The organism is Photobacterium damselae (assembly GCF_003026815.1).
Taxonomy (GTDB): Bacteria; Pseudomonadota; Gammaproteobacteria; order Enterobacterales; family Vibrionaceae; genus Photobacterium; species Photobacterium damselae.
The window spans coordinates 1-18,365 of the sequence record NZ_PYOG01000007.1 but is presented as its reverse complement, the minus strand read 5'-3'; the positions used below and the strand labels follow the sequence as shown (position 1 = coordinate 18,365).

Here is an 18,365-nt window from a genome sequence, read left to right as displayed (position 1 = left end):
TTATAGTTAGGCTACAGTTCTGTTGTTATAACGAAAAAAAGCAAATACAGCATGGCGTATTTGCTTTTTTTATCGTGCGGTTGCTTAAGTAACGTATTTTTTAATAACTTATTGGTTTGTCGTTACATTGCGCTTACCTAGCACTTCAACTTTGGCTTTTTTCGTCACACCAGCAAGATTTAGAGTTTGACTACCTAGGCTGCTGTATTGCATCTCAATATTTTTTACTTTTTTAGTATCATCATTTAGCTTCATTGCACGAGTTGATGAACCCTTAGTTAATATTCCAAGTGTATCTAATTTTTGGCTTGTACCATCCGTATAATTTACCGTGATATCTTTAATATCCACTGTGCCTTGAGTACAAGTTAGTTTTACATGAGAAAAGCTGCGATTTACAAACATTGGGTTTGGCGTAACAGTATCTGTTTCTGATTTGAAGTTAACTGTTTTTTCTGCCAGTTTAGCCCATTCGCCTTCACCCACATTTTTTCCACCTGTAGATTGACATCCTGTTAATGTAACAAGGGCAAGAAGAGCTGCGGCTGTAAGTGCAAAGATTTTTCTCATGTGTGTGAATCCTATGTAATGAATCGGCTGAATAAACATTATGCAAAGATTTACTTGTATTGATAACTGAAAACTTCTGAATGTTACTGGTTTAAAATAAATCAATATATATCAATTGGTTATATTTATTAAAAATATTGACCTCTAATTGAGTTATACTTTTCTTTCAGTGAATCTACGGTAAAAATCTCAATCACAATATCAGGATGCCAAAAATTCATAGCCAACCCAGCTTTAAGTTTTAGCATTTGAATAAATTTACTTGGGGTTGTGTCGTGACACCAAGCTTGGGGTAACATAATGGCTTGTTTATGGTCAAAAGTTAGCTGTACTCCGATTTGATGTTGAGATAAGTAATCAATCAAAGAGGCTTCGTCTTCACATTTAAGCCGTTCTAACTGTGATAATACTGAAACTTCAATGGTTAAAGTATCAAGTTGCTCTTCTGCTAAAGGCATAAAACGACGATCTTCATAAGCACTTGAAATCGCTTTATTATGAACTTCCAATACAAGAGGTAGGGTTGGACGAGTTGTGCCAATACTTCCTTGTAGCTGCCCGGCAACTTCTAAAGTAACGAAACAAGCTGTGGGTAGGCGCATTTTTTTTGTGTATAAATCTAGCTCAGGAATTCCGCTAGGATCATCAAATAAATGGCCCCGAATCGCTTCTCTTGCAATATCAAGAAGTTGAGTTAATTCACCTTTATTATAGTGATTATAAGGGGTTAGCGGCATTGGTATTGAGTTCTCCATATTAAATATTTTCTTGGTACAAAAATTTCGTCATGCTAGAGAATAAATGTTTCAGTTATATGACATTTTATGGTGCAGTAACTTTACTATCTTCCATATTGCGTAAAGTTTCAACAAAGATACTAATAAATATTAGTTGTTTATAATCAATATGATAACTTTATTTTCAATTCTTTTATGGTATGAGTATTGATATTGTAATTTACTCACTTTACCGTTTCTTTTATCTTCTACCTTTGATTTATTATCTCTAGGTGGATCTTCCATGACATCTCTGACTCAAGAGCAACTGGCTCAATTTTCAAATTTAGTTATTACTCAGCCAAATTGTCCATATTGCGTGAAAGCAAAAGCTATTTTAGATGGGCGTGGTACAGAATACACAACATTGGTTTTAGGTCAGGAGCTGGCCAAAGAAGAGATGATTGAATTTATCGAACACGTTGCTAACGTAACAGTAAGAACGGTTCCTCAAATTATTCTTGATGGCAAGTATATTGGCGGACATGATGACCTTGTCGCTTTTTTAGAGCGTCAAGTGGATACTGACGAGTTTGATGACTTTGAGCTTTAAGGTATTTTTAAAGCAGTAGATTGGTATTATTTGCCTTTCATGAGATTGAACCCATACTTTAGTGAGTATGGGTTTTTTTATGCCAATTTTTTGTTGCTATGAAATGATGATGACCACTTAGGTATTGTTATTAGCTTGAAATGTTTAGAGGGCGAATGATTTTACTTGAGCAATTTCATTACTATTATGCACTGAAAATGCACACTTTTAACGCATATTCATCAGGTTATGAAATGCTTTAGCAGGATTATTCCTGTTGACATCACAGTAAAACAAATGGTTATATATAAATGGTAAGAAAATGTTTATAGGGCTAAATAAATAGGTATGCCGAATATAAGGCATAATAAATAATGAGAAAACACGATAAATATAGTATTGAAAATACTGACTATACAATTGGTCAGGATAATATCCAAAAATGGGGTTTTGATGTTCATAACGCCGTGTTTGGTATTAGTGCTGGCCTAATCATCCTCTTTTTAATCGCTATTTTAGTTAGTGATCCCGCTACAGCAAATGCAACACTTAGCGGTGTAAAGTCTGCCATTATCAATCAGTTTGATTCTCTCTTCATCTGGGCAGGTAATATTTTTGTTTTATTTTGTGTGGCGTTAATTGTGTCACCCTATGGCCGAATTCGATTAGGTGGTCAAGACGCAGAAGCTGAGCACTCAACCATGTCTTGGTTAGCCATGTTGTTTGCTGCAGGTATGGGTATCGGCTTAATGTTCTGGAGTGTTGCAGAACCTGTTGCTTATTACACCGGCTGGGCAGGTACACCATTAGGCGTGACACCAGATACCCCGCAAGCGGTTGAAGTTGCCATGGGTGCGACCATGTACCATTGGGGACTGCACCCATGGGCTATCTATGGTGTTGTTGCCTTAGCGATGGCATTTTTTGCATACAATAAAGGTTTGCCATTATCGATTCGCTCGGTCTTTTATCCATTGCTAGGTGATCGTACTTGGGGGTGGGCAGGACACATCATTGATATCTTGGCGGTATTAGCGACATTGTTTGGTTTAGCGACATCGTTAGGATTAGGCGCTCAACAAGCGGCCAGCGGTATGCACCATGTATTTGGTATCTCTGATGGTTTAACGCTGCAAATATCCATTATTGTTGTTGTGACTCTGATTGCGATTTACTCGGTATCTCAAGGTATTGATTCTGGTGTAAAACTACTCAGTAATATCAATATGCTCGTTGCTATTGTGCTGTTGGTTTTTGTTATTCTGGTGGGTTTTGGCGCTTTTGCCGATACATTACCAAAAACCATTATGGGTTATGTGAAGAACTTTATTCCACTAAGTAATCCATATGATCGTCCAGATGAAGCTTGGTTACATGATTGGACTGTTGTTTATTGGGCATGGTGGATTTCATGGTCTCCATTTGTAGGTTCATTTATTGCACGCGTATCAAAAGGTCGTACAGTTCGTGAATTCTTAATCGCTGTTTTGATTGTTCCAACGGTAGTAACAACGGTTTGGATGTCAGCATTTGGCGGTCAAGCAATTCATCAGGTTATTGATCATATAGGTACCTTGGGTGCAAATGGTTTGAAAGAAGTTCCACTTGCGATGTTCCAGATGTACGACGCATTGCCATTTGGTTCGATCTTATCGATTATTTCGGTTCTGCTGGTATTGGTATTCTTTATCACTTCTTCAGACTCTGGTTCGCTTGTAATCGATAGTATTACTGCTGGTGGTAAAGTGGATAACCCAGTACCGCAACGTATTTTCTGGGCTGCTATTGAAGGCGCGATTGCGATTGCACTATTGTGGGTCGGTGGTACGCAGGCTATTCAGGCACTTCAAGCCGGTACAATATCAACAGCCTTACCGTTTACATTTATTCTATTTTTGATGTGTATAAGTTTGCTGATGGGCTTTAGAACAGAACGTTTTCGTTAAGTTGAACATTGGTAAATAAAGAATTAGGCGCAGTCGGTGAGAAAATCCGGCTGCGCCTTTTTATTATTCCCAGATTTGACAGATAGGGGTCTCTGGTGTGAAGTGATAAGCTATTTGGGCTTGCAGTAGCTCTGCGGTAGCAATTGCATCGGTAAGAGCGTGATGAGGCTGATAGGTTGGTAAACCATAACGTTCACGGCACTTGTTAAGACGAACCGAGCCTGGTCTTCTTCCTCGTAATCGATTCCAAAATCCACTGTGTTTTTGCCGCTCAATTTCATACTCTAAAGCTAAAGTATCAACCACAGGAAACTCAATACCTTCGCCGATTCTAAGCTGTAATGCTGCATCCATAAATTGGCGCTCAATGGTTTTATAATGCACCACTACCACCTTTCCCGCTAACGCATCTAAGACCTGATCGAGGATGCGTCTAAGATCTGGTGCTGCTTGAATATCTGAGTGGGTAATCCCATGAATAACTACTGACTCTTCAGCAAGAGGGCGTTTAGGCTTTACCACCCAATGTTGAGCTTGTTTGCTATAAATACGATGGATTGTAAAAGGGATCAAACCAATTGAAACAATATCGTCGGTTTTAGAGTTAAGCCCAGTTGTTTCAAAATCCAGCGCAACAAATGGTACATCTTTTAGTGGTGTCTTACCGTCAATCATTCCAGTTTGATAAAAATGACGTAGACGAAGATCTTGGGTTTTAGATAATCGATCTTGATAGCGTTGTTGCCAGTCGGGCGCTTGTCCACCTCGAATAAAGTGCGCTATTTCTTGCATTTTTAGCTCCTTATTTTCGAGTTGGCTGATAACGAAACTTTAAGAAGTTTTGCGCTTTACTTAAAATTTGGAATGCATCTTTGAGGTTTCGACGCTCAAAATCAGACATATTTTCTGGTTCAATACTGTTATCGGGTTCTATCCCTGCTTCAATATCGAGCGCTTGATGTCGAATACGAACTAAAGAGATATATTCCATGGCATCTCGTAGATCGGGCCCACGTCCTGGCGGCAAAATACCCGCTTCGATAACATCATCAAGTCGTTCTAGTGAGTTCTGAGAGCGAGAGCCGGCAGCAAGAGCGTGTACTCGGATTAAATCTGCAAGAGGGGCCGTTCCGCGGCGTTTCAAATTGATGGAATTATTATGTTGCCCATTTTTTTCCATTACAAAATCTTTAAAAAAGCCCAGCGGAGGTGTTCTATTTAAGGCGTTTCGGGCAAGACAGGCTAAGAACCGCTGATTGTTACGGGCTTTTTTAACAATAAAACCATTGAGCTGTTTAGCCCATTTAGTGCGCCCCCATACCCCGTCTAAATCGAAAAATATGGAGCTGTTAAGGAGTGCTTGTGGTTTAGGGTTATCAATCCAATCAGCAAAGCAGAGCTCCCATTCACGACGTGTTTTGCGCCACTCAGGGTTAATTGCCATAATTTCTCCCTCACAATAGCTATAGCCACAAGCTGCTAGGCCATCACAAACAAATTGAGCAAGATCGGAAAAATATTGGCCGTGTTTTTCGGGATCATAACTGTTATCTAAAATAATGGCGTTATCTTGATCGGTTACCATTAATTGTTCATCACGAGCCATAGAGCCTAATGCAAGAAAACAGTATGGAATCGGTGGATGGCCAAGTTGATCTTCTGCCAGTTCTAAAAGTCGTTGCTTAAAGCTTCGACCTATTTCTGCCATCGCGCTGCCTATCATATGTGAGTTAGCATCTTCGTTTACCATACGAACAAAGCAGTCTTTAACCTGTTTAGAAATGGCTTCCAGCTCTTCAACGGTTTGTTGTTGATAGATTGAACTGACTAAAAGCAAACTGTTTTGTGATTCATAGCGAACAATATCAGACATGCTCAGCACACCAAGCGCTTTTTGGTTTCGCATAACCGGTAAATGGTGCACGTTACAACGAAGCATGGTTAACATAGCTTCAAAGACATAAGCATTATGATCAAGAGTGATTAAATTGGTCGACATTACGTCTTTAACAGGAAGATTTACATCAAGCCCTTGGGCGAGCACTCGCGTACAAAGATCTCTATCTGTAATAATACCAACAATAGGATCTAACTCATCATCTTCTGGATTAATTTCAGGATCACTGATTAACAGCGAGGAAATATTCTCATCTGCCATTGTTTGAGCAGCGTATTGAATCGTACAGTGATTCTCGATAATAACGGCTTCTCGGGTTAGCAAGGTTTTGATTTTTGATGTGGTTAAATCATTTTCATCTTGCTGAGTTGATACCGTATTACGAAGTCGAGCAGTATCTCTAACTTCAAAGAATTCAGAAAAATTATCAAATTCATCGCAAAGTGCACTAAATATGGGTTCTGGGATACAGTAGAGCAGGGTATCTTCTAGCGCCTTAGCGGGCATACGAACTCGGTTATTCATTAGTAACCCGACTTGACCAAAGACATCACCTTCTTCAAGTCGATCGTATAATTCTCCGTTGCGGCGATAAATTTCTACCGCACCGCTACGTAATAAATACAGATCATGAATTTGGTCTCCAATGTTAAGAATGGTAGCGCCTGATCGATAATAAGCAATCTCAATTTCAACCGCGATTTCTTGTTGTTTTTCTTCAGGTAAGAGATCGAAAGGGGGCTGTTGATTAATAAAATTCAATATTTCTATTTGTTCGACTTCCATACCGAGTCTCGATTTAATTTATTGATTCATAGGTACAATTGTATCATTTTGCGGCATACATTGTAGGCTAATGGAATATTTAACTAGAAATTGACGAAATCCAAACTTTTCTAATGCGGTGATGCGGCCACAATGGATTACGCTTAATATTAAAGTCGCTGAAAAGGCAAGTAATATGAGAATAGCGGTACTGGGTGAGTGCTATGTCGAATTAAGTCATTATCCTCTCTGTCAGACCATTGGCGGTGATGATTTTCATATTGCTGTTTATTTAGCGCGCCTAGGCCAATATAAACACTTTCAGATAGATTTTGCTTCTGCGGTTGGGTTAGACCCTTTTACTCAAGCTTGGAAGCAGGTATGCCGTGATGAGCATATATCCTTGGGCTTAACCGAGCAAAGAAGTGCACAATTTCCACATTTTTACTACCCAGAATATCAAGCTAAAAATCAAATTATAGAGCACCATTGGCAAGATAATACGGCGTTTTCAACCCTATTTTCCCATTCGATAACTAAGCTTGAAAGAGCCATTGAACTCAAGCAGATTGATGTTTTGTACTTATCGGCGTTTGCGGTATCTCGATTAGATGATAAGTCAAAGATCATATTAGTTACGTTGCTTGAAGCATTAAAACATCAAGGTGGAAAGTGTATTTTTAATTGTTATTGTGGTCATTATTTTTGGACAGTAAAACAGTCGCAATATTGGGTGCTTAAGATACTTTCTTATGCCGATCTTGCTTTCGTCTTATATGAAAATGAACATAAACGTTGGCGTACGATAGGAGAAGGTATGTACCATCTGATGCGATCAGGGTGTTCTGAAATTATTGTTTCATCTTCGGCTAAGCTGGTTATATCAGAACGAATGAGACAACTCATGAAAAGCTCGCAATCTCGGCTGTATTTTTATCGTTCTGTTGGATTAACAAAGCGTATTTCGAATGGATTTATTGCAGGCTATATTGCGGGTTTTGTCAAAGGTGAGATGATTGAGTACCGGTTAAGTTTGGGACGAGAGATGATGAAAGCGATCAGTGCATATCCCTATGCATTAGTTCCTATTTCTGCGATGAGATCTGTGTTGTCTAATGACTAAAACGAGCAGATGGTGATCGCACCTTGTTGTGAAAACTGTAATTGCAATCGATCCAGTTGATCAAAATGGTTAGAGAATGAGGCATAGCAAGTGCCACCATCAAGTACTGCTTTTTTGGGGGCTTCCTGAGTCAATACGACATCTATATTTGTTAATTGGGCTTTTGCAATAATGGCCTGAGTTGTTTTCATGTCAAACTGACTCACTAGAATGACTTTATTTATATGATTTTGTTCTAACTCGTGAACCGTTTCTTTTAGTCGCACAATGTCATTTTTGGTGACGGAAGTTGTTGGATCGTAGTTTGAGTTATTCAAGGAAATAAAGCCAACCAGATCTTTATCGTAATATTTGGTAAATACTCGGTTTTTGTCTCCATCAATGCCAAAGAGATTAAGTCCATCATGGCGGAAAGGAGCAAGATTCATGGTGGTTGCCAGTATCGGTTTACCTTTAGGGATCGCAAATTGATGTTCGGCTATAGAGTCTGGTTTTAGTAATAGCACATCAACTAATGCGAGCGCTGAGGTTGATGTTCCTTGGCGCTGACTTTGATTGGAGTAAAGTGATATAAAATGGCTGTGTTGATACTCCGATGTCTCTCTTGCCTCATATAAATTTTGAGATAACCAGTCGGCAACCAATCGCTCTTGCTGTCCTAAGATATTTACTTTCGCCAAAATGGACTCAGGAGCTTGAGAGAAGTAATTAATTGCTAAGTTAATTTTTGTGTGTTGATGATGGTCATTACACCCAACTAAAGCGGATAGAGCAATAAAGAATAGGGTGGGTAACTTACAATAAGACACAAAGCTTACCTAAATAGATTGTGAATTAGTGTGCTTATTCTCTGCAATTAATCATTAAGTTTCAAATCAGATTCGTTGTTAATAGAATGAAATTTTTGATTTATCAGAATGGTTGTTTTCTTTGTTATCTATTTGATTCTTTTTTGTTCTATTGGTTCGTTTTGATAAAAAATAGTATTGACTCAATCTGATAATTCCGTAGAATGCATCCCGTACCACAGAGAGTGGTCAACAAGATGGCGCGTTGGCAGAGTGGCTATGCAGCGGATTGCAAATCCGTGGACCTCGGTTCGACTCCGGGACGCGCCTCCATTATGCGACACTAGCTCAGTTGGTAGAGCGCAACCTTGCCAAGGTTGAGGTCACGAGTTCGAACCTCGTGTGTCGCTCCAAATTTTGTAAGTATGGCGAAAGCGATACTGAAGATGGTGTCTCCATCGCAATAAAGAATTGCGTGCCCTGGTGGTGGAATTGGTAGACACAAGGGATTTAAAATCCCTCGGCGTTCGCGCTGTGCCGGTTCAAGTCCGGCCCGGGGCACCATCTATAAGAAAGCTCATCATTTGATGAGCTTTTTTTTTCGCCACTATAAAATAGATTTACTGTATCTGATATGTCATAAGACATTGCTAGGGGATTACAGATATAAAAAAAGAGCCTCAAGGCTCTTTTTAAGATTATTTCTCTGATTGATCATCAAAGCGAATAATACAGCTTTTCGCAAACTCACCCACTTCATTGGCTGTCCAGTCGCCTTTTGGCTTTTCTTTTAGCTGAGTACACCACTCTTCGCTACCCACTTTTGGTGAACATGCTGATAGCAGTGCAACAGCACCTAAAAGAACAAGAAGCTTTTTCATGATTATTCCTATATAAAAGTCAATTAGGCTGTGTAATTACATTGCCATAATGATAGTGATAATAATGGTAATGTACATAATAATATGATGTTTTTTTACTTGGCTTGTTATTATTAAGTCAATATTGCTGTAAATGACTTTCGTTATGCTTATGTACGATGAAATTAAGATGATATCTCGCTATGATCCAGAGGATATTTTTACTCGATAGGATATAGCATGGCAAAACCCAATAAAAAAGGTCCCACTAGAACAGTGGAAGTGATCTGTAACCGTTGTCGAGGGATCTTATTTAAATATCGAAAAGGTGGAAAGGGCGCTCTAGTAAAATGTTTTAAGGAGCGCATTGTTGAAGATCATACAAAAACGCCGTGTACTTGCCCCTATTGCGATACAATTTTTGCACGCGATACTTTAGTGAGAGGAACCCCTGCATTTAAAATTATTGGTGGTAAAGCCGTTGCTAAATAAACCAGAGCAGGGAAGGGAGACTCGTTAGTGACAGCTGAAATTTTTACTGACGAGAACCGCTTCAAGGTCGAGGAGTTTTCTATGATAGGTTGCTCTCACTAATTGATAATCAATAGATGGCGCAAACCATAACACAAGCTTTCGATCTTTTTTACGAGTCTGCTCTACTCGAATGGTTTTTAGCTTACCAAATCGAGTATTAATCATCTCTTCGCCTTTCACGATAAAGTAGTAATGATTAACTTCATCGGTATCTTGAAAGTTAAACTCAAAGCTTTTCTCGCCTTTTAGGATCAAATAACGCATTTGTGCTCCAATTGCATCACCATCTAAAATTGGCATGAAATCTTTGCTTGCAAACTGTAATTGGGTTTTATCAACAACCAACTTCGATTGTTCGCCATCACGAAGAAACTGTGCGGTAACCTTACCAGATAATAGGCCTTTAATTTTACGCTCATAACCTTGGCTAACAAATTGTTGCTTTTTATCAGACCAATAGAGATGAGATGTCATATTTAACGTTGATTTCGTTAATAAAACGTTCGCTTTTCCTGTGGTGGTTACGGTTGCTTTAAAAGCATCTTGCCATTGAATATGCCGATTGTAGTTACCGATGCGTTGGCCGTGAAAATAAACGTCATAGTTGAGCCTTTTATCGCATTGGTGATACTGACTAAAAGGTGTAATGGCAGATGTGCTTTGTATCCCTGAAGATGCATGAGCAACGGATGGTAAAACGAATAAACTTAACAAAAAATAAAAGGCTAACTTCATACACAATCCTACATTATTTTTATAAAAAGTTAGCAGTCAGGCTATGTAAGTGCAACTTAAAATTGGGTATCGGGTGGGGGATCTTTGATAAACAAAAGAAAAGCGGAGAAAATCTTATTTCCTCCGCTTATATTGCTGTAGCTCTAAGAGATTAAATCTGCTTTAGTCTCATTATTTTAATAGGCGTTTTAAGATCTTACCTGTTGCCGTCATCGGATAGCTAGTAACCAACTCAATATGACGAGGGTATTTGTAATCAGCTAAACGCTCTTTACCCCAGTTAATAAGCTCTTTTTCGCTTATCTGAGCATCTTCTTTTAGCATAATAAAGGCCTTAGCTTCTTCACCAAAAGATTTATGAGGGATACCAATAACCGCAATTTGATGTACCGCTGGGTGGGTCATAAAGGTTTCTTCAATATCACGAGGATAAATATTGTAGCCACCACGAATAATCACTTCTTTTAGGCGATCAACAACGTAAACATAACCATCTTCATCAAAACGTACAATATCACCTGTGTGTAGCCAACCATCAACTACAGTTTTAGCCGTTTCTTCTGGCTTTTTATAATAGCCCTTCATAACGTTATGACCGCGGATTAATAATTCACCTTCTTGGCCTTGTGCTACTTCGTTACCATCTTTATCGACAGCTTTCATGGTAACGCCTGGCAGTGGTTGACCAATACTGCCAGGTTTACGTTCATATTCCAGTAGGTTAAAAGCGGCAACAGGAGACGATTCTGACAGACCATAGCCTTCGATAACGGGTACATTCAATTTTTCTTCAAAACGACGGATAATTTCGACAGGCATTGAAGCGCCACCAGAAATCGCTACTTTCATATTTTTGGCAATTTCATCGATATATTCAGAACCGTGTTTTTCAGCAAAAGCGAGTAAGCCAATATACATAGTAGGGACACCGGCAAAATGCGTCACTTTGTGTTGATACATTTGCTGCATCACTGTTTTTGGTACAAAGCGAGGGATCAAAACCAAAGCACTACCGGTTAGAATAGTCGTGTTTAAGATTAAAGACTGACCAAAGGTGTGAAATAGAGGGAGTACCGCAATACTAACATCGGTACCTTTCTGATTGGTTAATGCTTGGCAAGCTTGAGCATTACAGAGCATGTTACTTTGGCTTAATTCTGCACCTTTTGCGTGTCCTGTTGTTCCAGACGTATAAAGAATCACACAAGTATCTTCTGCTGTACGATATACCGCATCGAAACAGCTCTTATCGGTACTTAGCCAGCGGTTGTAAGAGTGAACGGTATCACTCTCTTCACCGATCGTATTATCACTTTCGATTAAGATAAAATGCTGACAGGTTGGGGTTTGTTCAAAACCTTCAAAGCCGTACTCACCGCTTGGAAGTGCCTCATTACCTTGGTAACAAATAAACGCAACGGCATCAGAATCGCTAAGATGATAAGCAACCTCTGATCCTTTTAGCTGAATATTTAATGGAACAGCAACAGCACCTACTTTCTGAATGGCATAATAGTTAACAACAAATGCTGGAATATTTGGACAAGAGAGTGCAATTTTATCGTCAGGTTTCACACCTACATTGGCGAGGTGGTTAGCAACCTTATTCACCATGATGTTGAGTTCATGATAAGTAATTTTCTCATCTTGAAGAATAAGCGCAGTATTGTGAGGGCGAAATTTCGCGTTACGTTCTAAATTTGTTGCAAGATTATACATATCGTAGTCTGTTTTTGTTTGTTCGGGAAATTGGGTTAAGGCAAACCATCCCTTTTATTTTAGTTAAGGGAAGTATTCTACTTATTTTTAATCCATTTGTTGATGTAAAAAGCTCAAAATTAAGATATTTAGTCACTATTTAATGATATTTATGAATTTGTCATAAAAAATTCATAAAAATAATTGTTATAAATATATTTTATATATCAGATGGTTATTTAATGCTTTAATTTCTTATCTGATGATATCGTTTTAAATAATAACTTATCCCATTGTTTTATATAAAAATAACCACATGGCAAATATCATGCAGATATTTCAGTATGATGAATGTGATTTGACGATTTTTTAAACAAGTTCTATTGTTATTTGGCTCTACTGATTTCAAGGGTATTGCTCAATGTAATTGAATAACAGAGAAGGAGGATTGGGTTATGAAAAAAATGAAGTCATCATATCGCCTACAAATCATCAAAGAAGTCGCACAGAGACATCAACTACTGGAAAGTGGTGATCCTATGGCAACTCACATCTCTCACCTTCTTAATCAATCCAAACCAGAGAAAGCTCCTCCCATGTTTAATGGTAACCACTATGATGAACATGCTGGCGGTTGGGTCAGTAATATGTGGGATCTAAACAAGTAACTAAATAATCGCTGTAAAGTCCACTTGGTACTGGTATCTATAGCTTGAGTACGGTACATTTTGCTGTCAATTAAGTAGTAGGACAACGAATGAATTATATCGAACTCGACAATTACTCGCGCAAGTGGATTTTTACTCATGCATCGATGCCTGTAGCGGAGACGGATTTAGCTCAAATTAAGCCGTTAACACAAGCTCGCTCTGCACAAATCTGGCGTGAATTTATCAGTTCACAAAGTGCCGATGCGGATCATTTTGAGCAAGGCGATTGGGCGTTTGATAAAAATATCTGGTCTGAGGCAAAGGATTGGCAGACTGCGTGGGATGAAGATGAAAATATTCTTCCTGACGGCCTATTAGATTCTATTCAATGGGAAGATAATACGACCGTTTTCTTCTGTTATGAAAAATATAACGTTATTGAAACCAAATGGAGCGTTTTTAAACGTAACTGGAAGAACTTTCTCTTTTTTGATGACGGTCCAATGTTGATTGGTCGTAAACAAGAGCAGGTGCTGTGGTTTAAATCAAACGGTACTTATCTACAAGGTCTCCGCGCTAAATAATAAAAATTTCAATCCCTAAGAATAACGTATTATTTTTAGGGATTAATTTATTCATGTTCCGTCTCATATTTTGACGTAACTTGGGTAAATAAGTCTTTACGATATTCAGTAAAGCGTCCTTTCCCTGCTATTTTTGATTGATACATCGCAATATCAGCAAAGCTTAAAATATCATCAATATTTGTGGTCTCATTGGGTGGAATGGTATAAAAACCGATACTCGCCCCAATCTCAACATGATAAGAGTGGATATTCATTGGAGTTGATAATGCGTTTAAAATTCGATTGCATATTTGCTCAATTAACGTCTTATTTGTCACTTGGTTTAAAACAACAATAAATTCATCACCAGCTAGACGAGCAACCAGATCATTTTGTCGGGTGCTCAATAATAGTTTCTTTGCGACTATTTTTAGGGCTTTATCGCCGATATTATGTCCATAAATATCATTTACGTTTTTAAAGCCGTCTAAGTCAATAAACAACACCGCAACGTTATGCTCTCTTGGTGCGGTTAATAATTGACTTAGATGTTGGTGTAAATGATGCCTATTAGGTAAGTGGGTCAACGCATCGTGATGTGCAATTTGAGCAAGTCGTTGAACCTCTTTTGCTGAGCTAAGATCAGAGGCGACGACAGAGATGTGAGTTTCTTGACTGTCTTTATCTATTATCTTGTTAATTTTAAGAAACAGAGGGATCTTTGTCTTTGTTTTTTGGTTGTAAATACAGCCTTCACCTTGCCACTGTTGAGTGAACAGTAACGCTTCCCGAATAGATCGCTTGAGTTGGTGATAATCAGAGTTAGTTAGCAAACAGTGATAATGTCTCTTTAAAATTTGATGTTCATCTACTCCAAATAAGCGGCAGAGAGCTGGATTGACCAAAATAATATGCCCTGAACCATCGAGTAAAAGGATGGCATCTTGGCTATTTTCAAAAATTTGTGCGGCCATTCTCTGATTTGCTTCGGCTTGGCTCTTTTCGGTAATATCTTCAATTGAAAAGAGAATTTGCTGCTTATGCGGTAGAGGGTGACTCACAATATGGTACATAGATAGAGCTGTATTACCTGCAGAGCGAATGGCTTCACCCTTAAAATGTTGCTGTCCTTTTAGTGCTGCATGTAACGCGTTATTAAATACAAGCGGTTCTAATGGTTTTATGATTGAGATAATCGGTCTTTGCAGTAATTGATTGGGAGTCAGTCCAAATACTTTAGAGCAACTGTTGTTTGCAAGTATGATAATACCATTGAGATCAGTAACGATTAATGCGTGTTGAACTGAGGCAATAACATTATTTGCAAAAGCTTTTTCATTATTTAATTGGGTGAGTGAATTGTGTATTTGTTCTTCTCGCTGGTTGAGTTTATCTATCATAGTATTGAAACATGACACCAGTTTTCCCACCTCATCTTGGTGTAATGATGTAATTTCAACCTGTTGATTTTGGTCATTATTAATAATATTTAGCATTGCTGAATGTAAAGAACTAATAGGCTGTGTCACCCAACGTTGTAGACGAAGCAGCAGTAATGAACTGACCACAATAAGGGACAATAGCATCCAGCCACTGATCTTTATTTGATAATATTGCATTGCGACCATGTCTGAGAGCGATACCGTTAGACGCATATGAGCAATCGTTTGTTGCTCTAATTGAATTGGTAACACCAAATAAAGAGAGTGATGATTAACAGTATAAGTTTGTATTTGTTGCCAGTCATTGTCTGATAATTTCTCTGACACTGTACTGTTTGTTTGCTGAAATGAGGCAAAAGGATAGGGTTTATTTGGTAGTACAACCTCAACAGATGTGATGCTTGGATCTGCTTTGAAAGCCGATAAGATTTCAGCTCCTGCCAGCTCGTCATCAAATTGGATGGCTGCTGTTAGATTTGTGCCAATCCCTGTTGCCAGAATAGTAACTCGATTTAGCAGATTTTTTTCCGCGTTACCAACATATTTATAATAACTGATAGTTTGGAATACGATAAATAGAATCACGACAAAGCTCAGCATGGGTAAAAACAAACGCTGGCTAAGAGAAAGTGATGAAGGCCATAATAGTTTCATTAGTCCTCCTCACTCATTTCAATAATATCTTGCGGATAAAGTAGAGCAATTTGTAATAATTTAGAGCTAATTTGTATTCCACTTTGGCTAACATGCTCTAAGCCAATAATTGGACGAACTTTTTGATTAATTGACTGAAGCGTTATCATGCCGCCTTTTCTTAAAAAAGAGGTGCCAATTCCAACCGTTAATATTTGAGGCTTAATAGGAACTTGAGTAATTTCAGATTCTTTTTGCGGTGAAATATAAACAATATGGCACTGTTCTATTTGGTTTATATGAGCTAAAGAGATAAAAGTATGGTGATCATTACTGTTAATTAGCTGACTTAATGTTTTAGCAACACTATCAGTGCCAAGAGAGCAGTAAACCAATGATGAGGGCTGAGATGACCATTGAATGAATTGGCCGAAGCGATAGATATAAACCGCAGAGAGTTTAAAATCGGCCACTTGCATTGTGTTTGCTTGAACCAACCCAATGCTACTGATACAACCTACCAGTAGCAAACGGGCACTTAGACGGATGTAAGTTTTAAAATCAGCAAGAATTTGACGTAATGTTTGCTTTTTTAAGACTATTTTATCAAGTCTAAGATTTTGCATGAAACCTCTTAAAGTTGATTCCAAGATAAACGGACAAATGCAGATTCTTCGATAAAAGGACTTGAGTCAGACGCATCTGAGTATGAAGAGCTGCCTAAGCTATCAACGATAAACTCAACTCTTGGCCATGATGGTTTTTTCTGCCACGCTAACCGTAAATCTATAGTGGTCAGGTCTGGTGAGCGAGAGGCTTGATTCGGAGATGAGACTGAACCTCTGTGTTTTAGCCACAAATCCAACTGCCATGAGTCATTAATATCCCATAAGGTTTGTAAGGATAAATAATGATTCGGTTGGTTTTCATAAACTAATCGGTAGCCCCCAACATCATCACGAATACAACTATTAGATCCTGTGCATGATGCATCGGTTTCAATAAAGCTATAACTCCCATTTATTGTAAAGTTAGGAAGAGCTTGCCAACTTGAATAAAGCTCAATGCCATAGGTCGATAGTTCAAGTGCATCCGAGTATTGTTGAGACCCAACAAACGCATAATTAGGTTGAGTGGTTCCGTCTTCACATTGACCATAGATACAGTGCCAATTGATATCTCTTAGCATTCGAACATTATCGTATTGGCTGTAAAAGAGGGTACTATCAAATGTAAAATCTAGACGGTTAAAGCGATACCCAACATCCCAAGTAATCACAGACTCATTCTCCATATTGGGATCAGGTTGAGTAAATAAAATACCCGGGAAATAGCCATTGCTGGTACCTACCGCAACATAACGATAATCATGCGAGGCCAAATCAACCATAGATGGAGTTACAACGGCTCGACCAATGCCGCTCCAAATTTGATGCTCGGGTTTGGGTTTATAGAGAATACGCGCTTGAGGTTGTATTTCTGTAGAGTCATTGCGAGTGAAGTGCTCAACTTTAACGCCTAGAGTCCCAATGATATTTGGGGTAAACAGCCACTCACTTTGCAATAAGGCATTATAAATTACTTCGTGTTGAGTTTGATCATAACTGTAGCGATAGATAGGGTATTGATGAGTAAACATATCATCAGGAACACCCGCTACAGATAAATGGGTGAAGCGAATTCCACCGCCAACAGTGAGTTCATGATTATTTTTAATTTGTTGTCTTAATAAGATATTACCATCGATTGTTTGATAGGTTCCTTGTGATGAGGGCTCAACCTTTGAGTTTGTACTGGCCCAAACCTGACCTTCAATTTGCTGGCCATCGTCTTGATGTAGATAATCGACATTGATATAACCACCGCGAGAATAATCATTAAAATCAATGATATTTAAATAGATTTGATCGGCAAAAGTATAGGTGTACCACTTATGCTTAGATTTATTATGATAACCGCCGCCATGAAGACTGAGAGTGTGCTCATCATTAACATAATCTAAGCGAAAGTTACCTTGATAGCTGTGCCATTCATCCTCATTTATTGTGTAATAATCAGATTTTAATCCTTTTACGGAAAACCTTGCTGTTGTGTGGTCATTGATTAAAAAACCGTAGCGGTAGTCTGCTTGCTGGTAGTGATATTCGCCCGTTGCCAGTTCACCATAATGGCCCAGTGTTTCCCGGCTATTTTTAGTAATAATATTAATCACACCATTGGCGGCATTTCCTCCCCACATGGTGCCTGCTGTTCCTCGAAGAACCTCAATACGATCAATATCTTCCAGTAATGTATCAATCGTATTCCAGAAGGTTCCAGACATCAGAGGGCTAAAAACACTTCGGCCATCAACCATAACAAGCAGTTTATTAAATAAGACTTCATTGAGTCCTCGTAAAGAGACTTGCCAATTGAATTCACTGATCTTAGTTACTTGGACACCAGGCGCTAATGCAAGAGCTTCTGGTACTGAACGAGCTCCACTACGGCGGATTTGATCGTTAGTAATCACATACATGGCGGCGGGTACATCGGTTAAGTCTTGTTCTTTTTTTGCAGCAGAAGTTACCGTGACCGTTTGTTCACTTAGGTTGGTTAAGGTCATTGCTAATAAGTCTTCAAGTTCAGAAGAGGTTGCGGTCGCAGAGATAAAGAGTAACGAAATTGGATATAAATGATAACGTAACATGGCGATTAATTATTATTAAAAGAAAACAGATACAGTTTATCAAAGAATATATTTTCTGTTTTTTAATCGATAATTATCATGACTTTTACTTAATTCTAATTTGGAATTAATCGCTAAATTACACACTTATTTTATATTCCTTTTTGGTTTTTGTATTATTT

The 18,365-nt window shown here is 38.5% G+C and carries 17 protein-coding genes and 3 tRNA genes; 9 read left to right on the top strand and 11 right to left on the bottom strand.

The features are described from left to right. Positions 1-108: 108 nt before the first annotated feature. Together CTN07_RS08750 and amrA are read right to left on the bottom strand one after the other, a co-directional pair. On the bottom strand, positions 109-570 hold the full coding sequence (locus CTN07_RS08750; RefSeq protein ID WP_005298599.1) for a DUF2541 family protein: 462 nt from the start codon (positions 568-570) through the stop codon (positions 109-111). A gap of 128 nt (positions 571-698) precedes the next feature. After that, entirely contained in the window at positions 699-1,325 is a 627-nt protein-coding gene (amrA, locus tag CTN07_RS08745; protein ID WP_232282457.1) for an AmmeMemoRadiSam system protein A, read from the bottom strand. Positions 1,326-1,590: 265 nt separating this feature from the next. On the opposite strand from amrA, the gene CTN07_RS08740 reads away from it, so the two are divergent. After that, positions 1,591-1,899 (top strand): glutaredoxin domain-containing protein, encoded by a 309-nt coding sequence (locus tag CTN07_RS08740; protein ID WP_005298601.1) that lies wholly within the window; start codon positions 1,591-1,593, stop codon positions 1,897-1,899. Between the two features lie 353 nt (positions 1,900-2,252). Further along, on the top strand, positions 2,253-3,824 hold the full coding sequence (locus CTN07_RS08735; protein ID WP_005298602.1) for a BCCT family transporter: 1,572 nt from the start codon (positions 2,253-2,255) through the stop codon (positions 3,822-3,824). A 63-nt stretch (positions 3,825-3,887) separates the two neighbouring features. Here CTN07_RS08735 and CTN07_RS08730 read toward each other — a convergent pair whose 3' ends face one another. Then, on the bottom strand, positions 3,888-4,616 hold the full coding sequence (locus CTN07_RS08730; RefSeq protein ID WP_005298603.1) for a 3'-5' exonuclease: 729 nt from the start codon (positions 4,614-4,616) through the stop codon (positions 3,888-3,890). A 10-nt stretch (positions 4,617-4,626) separates the two neighbouring features. After that, on the bottom strand, positions 4,627-6,507 hold the full coding sequence (locus CTN07_RS08725; RefSeq protein WP_005298605.1) for a DUF294 nucleotidyltransferase-like domain-containing protein: 1,881 nt from the start codon (positions 6,505-6,507) through the stop codon (positions 4,627-4,629). A 175-nt stretch (positions 6,508-6,682) separates the two neighbouring features. On the opposite strand from CTN07_RS08725, the gene CTN07_RS08720 reads away from it, so the two are divergent. Continuing rightward, positions 6,683-7,609, top strand: a complete 927-nt coding sequence (locus CTN07_RS08720) for a PfkB family carbohydrate kinase (RefSeq protein WP_005298607.1) — start codon at positions 6,683-6,685, stop codon at positions 7,607-7,609. Here CTN07_RS08720 and CTN07_RS08715 read toward each other — a convergent pair. Continuing rightward, positions 7,606-8,418, bottom strand: coding sequence for a bifunctional UDP-sugar hydrolase/5'-nucleotidase (locus CTN07_RS08715; RefSeq protein ID WP_005298609.1), 813 nt, complete (start codon positions 8,416-8,418; stop codon positions 7,606-7,608). The two genes, CTN07_RS08720 and CTN07_RS08715, sit on opposite strands and share 4 nt — an antisense overlap. Positions 8,419-8,656: 238 nt before the next feature. On the opposite strand from CTN07_RS08715, the gene CTN07_RS08710 reads away from it, so the two are divergent. The 3 genes from CTN07_RS08710 (at position 8,657) to CTN07_RS08700 (ending at position 8,961) form a co-directional block, all read left to right on the top strand. Continuing rightward, positions 8,657-8,730 (top strand) — tRNA-Cys (locus CTN07_RS08710). A 4-nt stretch (positions 8,731-8,734) separates the two neighbouring features. After that, positions 8,735-8,810 (top strand) — tRNA-Gly (locus CTN07_RS08705). A gap of 64 nt (positions 8,811-8,874) precedes the next feature. Further along, positions 8,875-8,961 (top strand) — tRNA-Leu (locus CTN07_RS08700). 134 nt (positions 8,962-9,095) lie between these two features. On the opposite strand, the gene CTN07_RS08695 is transcribed toward CTN07_RS08700, so the two are convergent. Beyond that, the gene (locus CTN07_RS08695) at positions 9,096-9,278 is read right to left on the bottom strand and encodes a DUF3012 domain-containing protein (protein WP_005298611.1); all 183 of its coding nucleotides are present in this window, start codon (positions 9,276-9,278) and stop codon (positions 9,096-9,098) included. Between the two features lie 219 nt (positions 9,279-9,497). Here CTN07_RS08695 and CTN07_RS08690 point away from each other — a divergent pair, with 219 nt between their 5' ends. Further along, positions 9,498-9,749: a hypothetical protein gene (locus CTN07_RS08690; protein ID WP_036763532.1), complete on the top strand. Its 252-nt coding sequence runs from the start codon at positions 9,498-9,500 to the stop codon at positions 9,747-9,749. A 24-nt stretch (positions 9,750-9,773) separates the two neighbouring features. Here CTN07_RS08690 and CTN07_RS08685 read toward each other — a convergent pair whose 3' ends face one another. Together CTN07_RS08685 and CTN07_RS08680 are read right to left on the bottom strand one after the other, a co-directional pair. Next, positions 9,774-10,526, bottom strand: coding sequence for a DUF3108 domain-containing protein (locus CTN07_RS08685; RefSeq protein ID WP_005298613.1), 753 nt, complete (start codon positions 10,524-10,526; stop codon positions 9,774-9,776). 171 nt (positions 10,527-10,697) lie between these two features. Then, entirely contained in the window at positions 10,698-12,245 is a 1,548-nt protein-coding gene (locus CTN07_RS08680) for a long-chain-fatty-acid--CoA ligase (RefSeq protein ID WP_036763533.1), read from the bottom strand. Between the two features lie 434 nt (positions 12,246-12,679). Here CTN07_RS08680 and CTN07_RS08675 point away from each other — a divergent pair, with 434 nt between their 5' ends. Beyond that, positions 12,680-12,892 carry a hypothetical protein gene (locus CTN07_RS08675; RefSeq protein ID WP_005298616.1) on the top strand — a complete coding sequence of 71 codons (213 nt, stop codon included), beginning with the start codon at positions 12,680-12,682 and terminating at the stop codon, positions 12,890-12,892. A gap of 89 nt (positions 12,893-12,981) precedes the next feature. Further along, positions 12,982-13,458 (top strand): DUF2947 domain-containing protein, encoded by a 477-nt coding sequence (locus tag CTN07_RS08670; RefSeq protein ID WP_036763535.1) that lies wholly within the window; start codon positions 12,982-12,984, stop codon positions 13,456-13,458. A 47-nt stretch (positions 13,459-13,505) separates the two neighbouring features. On the opposite strand, the gene CTN07_RS08665 is transcribed toward CTN07_RS08670, so the two are convergent. Genes CTN07_RS08665 through CTN07_RS08655 form a run of 3 tightly spaced genes read right to left on the bottom strand, consistent with a single transcriptional unit; the run spans position 13,506 to position 18,204 of the window. Continuing rightward, positions 13,506-15,536, bottom strand: a complete 2,031-nt coding sequence (locus tag CTN07_RS08665; RefSeq protein ID WP_005298617.1) for a diguanylate cyclase domain-containing protein — start codon at positions 15,534-15,536, stop codon at positions 13,506-13,508. Continuing rightward, positions 15,536-16,141: a YfiR family protein gene (locus CTN07_RS08660; protein WP_005298619.1), complete on the bottom strand. Its 606-nt coding sequence runs from the start codon at positions 16,139-16,141 to the stop codon at positions 15,536-15,538. Before CTN07_RS08660 ends, CTN07_RS08665 begins: the two co-directional genes overlap by 1 nt. Positions 16,142-16,149: 8 nt before the next feature. Further along, positions 16,150-18,204 (bottom strand): TonB-dependent receptor plug domain-containing protein, encoded by a 2,055-nt coding sequence (locus CTN07_RS08655; RefSeq protein ID WP_005298621.1) that lies wholly within the window; start codon positions 18,202-18,204, stop codon positions 16,150-16,152. Between the last annotated feature and the right edge of the window lie 161 nt (positions 18,205-18,365).

What these genes read in the sequence shown, in the direction of transcription:
- CTN07_RS08750 (WP_005298599.1), bottom strand. Translation starts at nt 570, where the DNA reads ATGAGAAAAATCTTTGCACTTACAGCCGCAGCTCTTCTTGCCCTTGTT.
- amrA (WP_232282457.1), bottom strand. Translation starts at nt 1,325, where the DNA reads ATGGAGAACTCAATACCAATGCCGCTAACCCCTTATAATCACTATAAT.
- CTN07_RS08740 (WP_005298601.1), top strand. Translation starts at nt 1,591, where the DNA reads ATGACATCTCTGACTCAAGAGCAACTGGCTCAATTTTCAAATTTAGTT.
- CTN07_RS08735 (WP_005298602.1), top strand. Translation starts at nt 2,253, where the DNA reads ATGAGAAAACACGATAAATATAGTATTGAAAATACTGACTATACAATT.
- CTN07_RS08730 (WP_005298603.1), bottom strand. Translation starts at nt 4,616, where the DNA reads ATGCAAGAAATAGCGCACTTTATTCGAGGTGGACAAGCGCCCGACTGG.
- CTN07_RS08725 (WP_005298605.1), bottom strand. Translation starts at nt 6,507, where the DNA reads ATGGAAGTCGAACAAATAGAAATATTGAATTTTATTAATCAACAGCCC.
- CTN07_RS08720 (WP_005298607.1), top strand. Translation starts at nt 6,683, where the DNA reads ATGAGAATAGCGGTACTGGGTGAGTGCTATGTCGAATTAAGTCATTAT.
- CTN07_RS08695 (WP_005298611.1), bottom strand. Translation starts at nt 9,278, where the DNA reads ATGAAAAAGCTTCTTGTTCTTTTAGGTGCTGTTGCACTGCTATCAGCA.
- CTN07_RS08690 (WP_036763532.1), top strand. Translation starts at nt 9,498, where the DNA reads ATGGCAAAACCCAATAAAAAAGGTCCCACTAGAACAGTGGAAGTGATC.
- CTN07_RS08685 (WP_005298613.1), bottom strand. Translation starts at nt 10,526, where the DNA reads ATGAAGTTAGCCTTTTATTTTTTGTTAAGTTTATTCGTTTTACCATCC.
- CTN07_RS08680 (WP_036763533.1), bottom strand. Translation starts at nt 12,245, where the DNA reads ATGTATAATCTTGCAACAAATTTAGAACGTAACGCGAAATTTCGCCCT.
- CTN07_RS08675 (WP_005298616.1), top strand. Translation starts at nt 12,680, where the DNA reads ATGAAAAAAATGAAGTCATCATATCGCCTACAAATCATCAAAGAAGTC.
- CTN07_RS08670 (WP_036763535.1), top strand. Translation starts at nt 12,982, where the DNA reads ATGAATTATATCGAACTCGACAATTACTCGCGCAAGTGGATTTTTACT.
- CTN07_RS08665 (WP_005298617.1), bottom strand. Translation starts at nt 15,536, where the DNA reads ATGAAACTATTATGGCCTTCATCACTTTCTCTTAGCCAGCGTTTGTTT.
- CTN07_RS08660 (WP_005298619.1), bottom strand. Translation starts at nt 16,141, where the DNA reads ATGCAAAATCTTAGACTTGATAAAATAGTCTTAAAAAAGCAAACATTA.
- CTN07_RS08655 (WP_005298621.1), bottom strand. Translation starts at nt 18,204, where the DNA reads ATGTTACGTTATCATTTATATCCAATTTCGTTACTCTTTATCTCTGCG.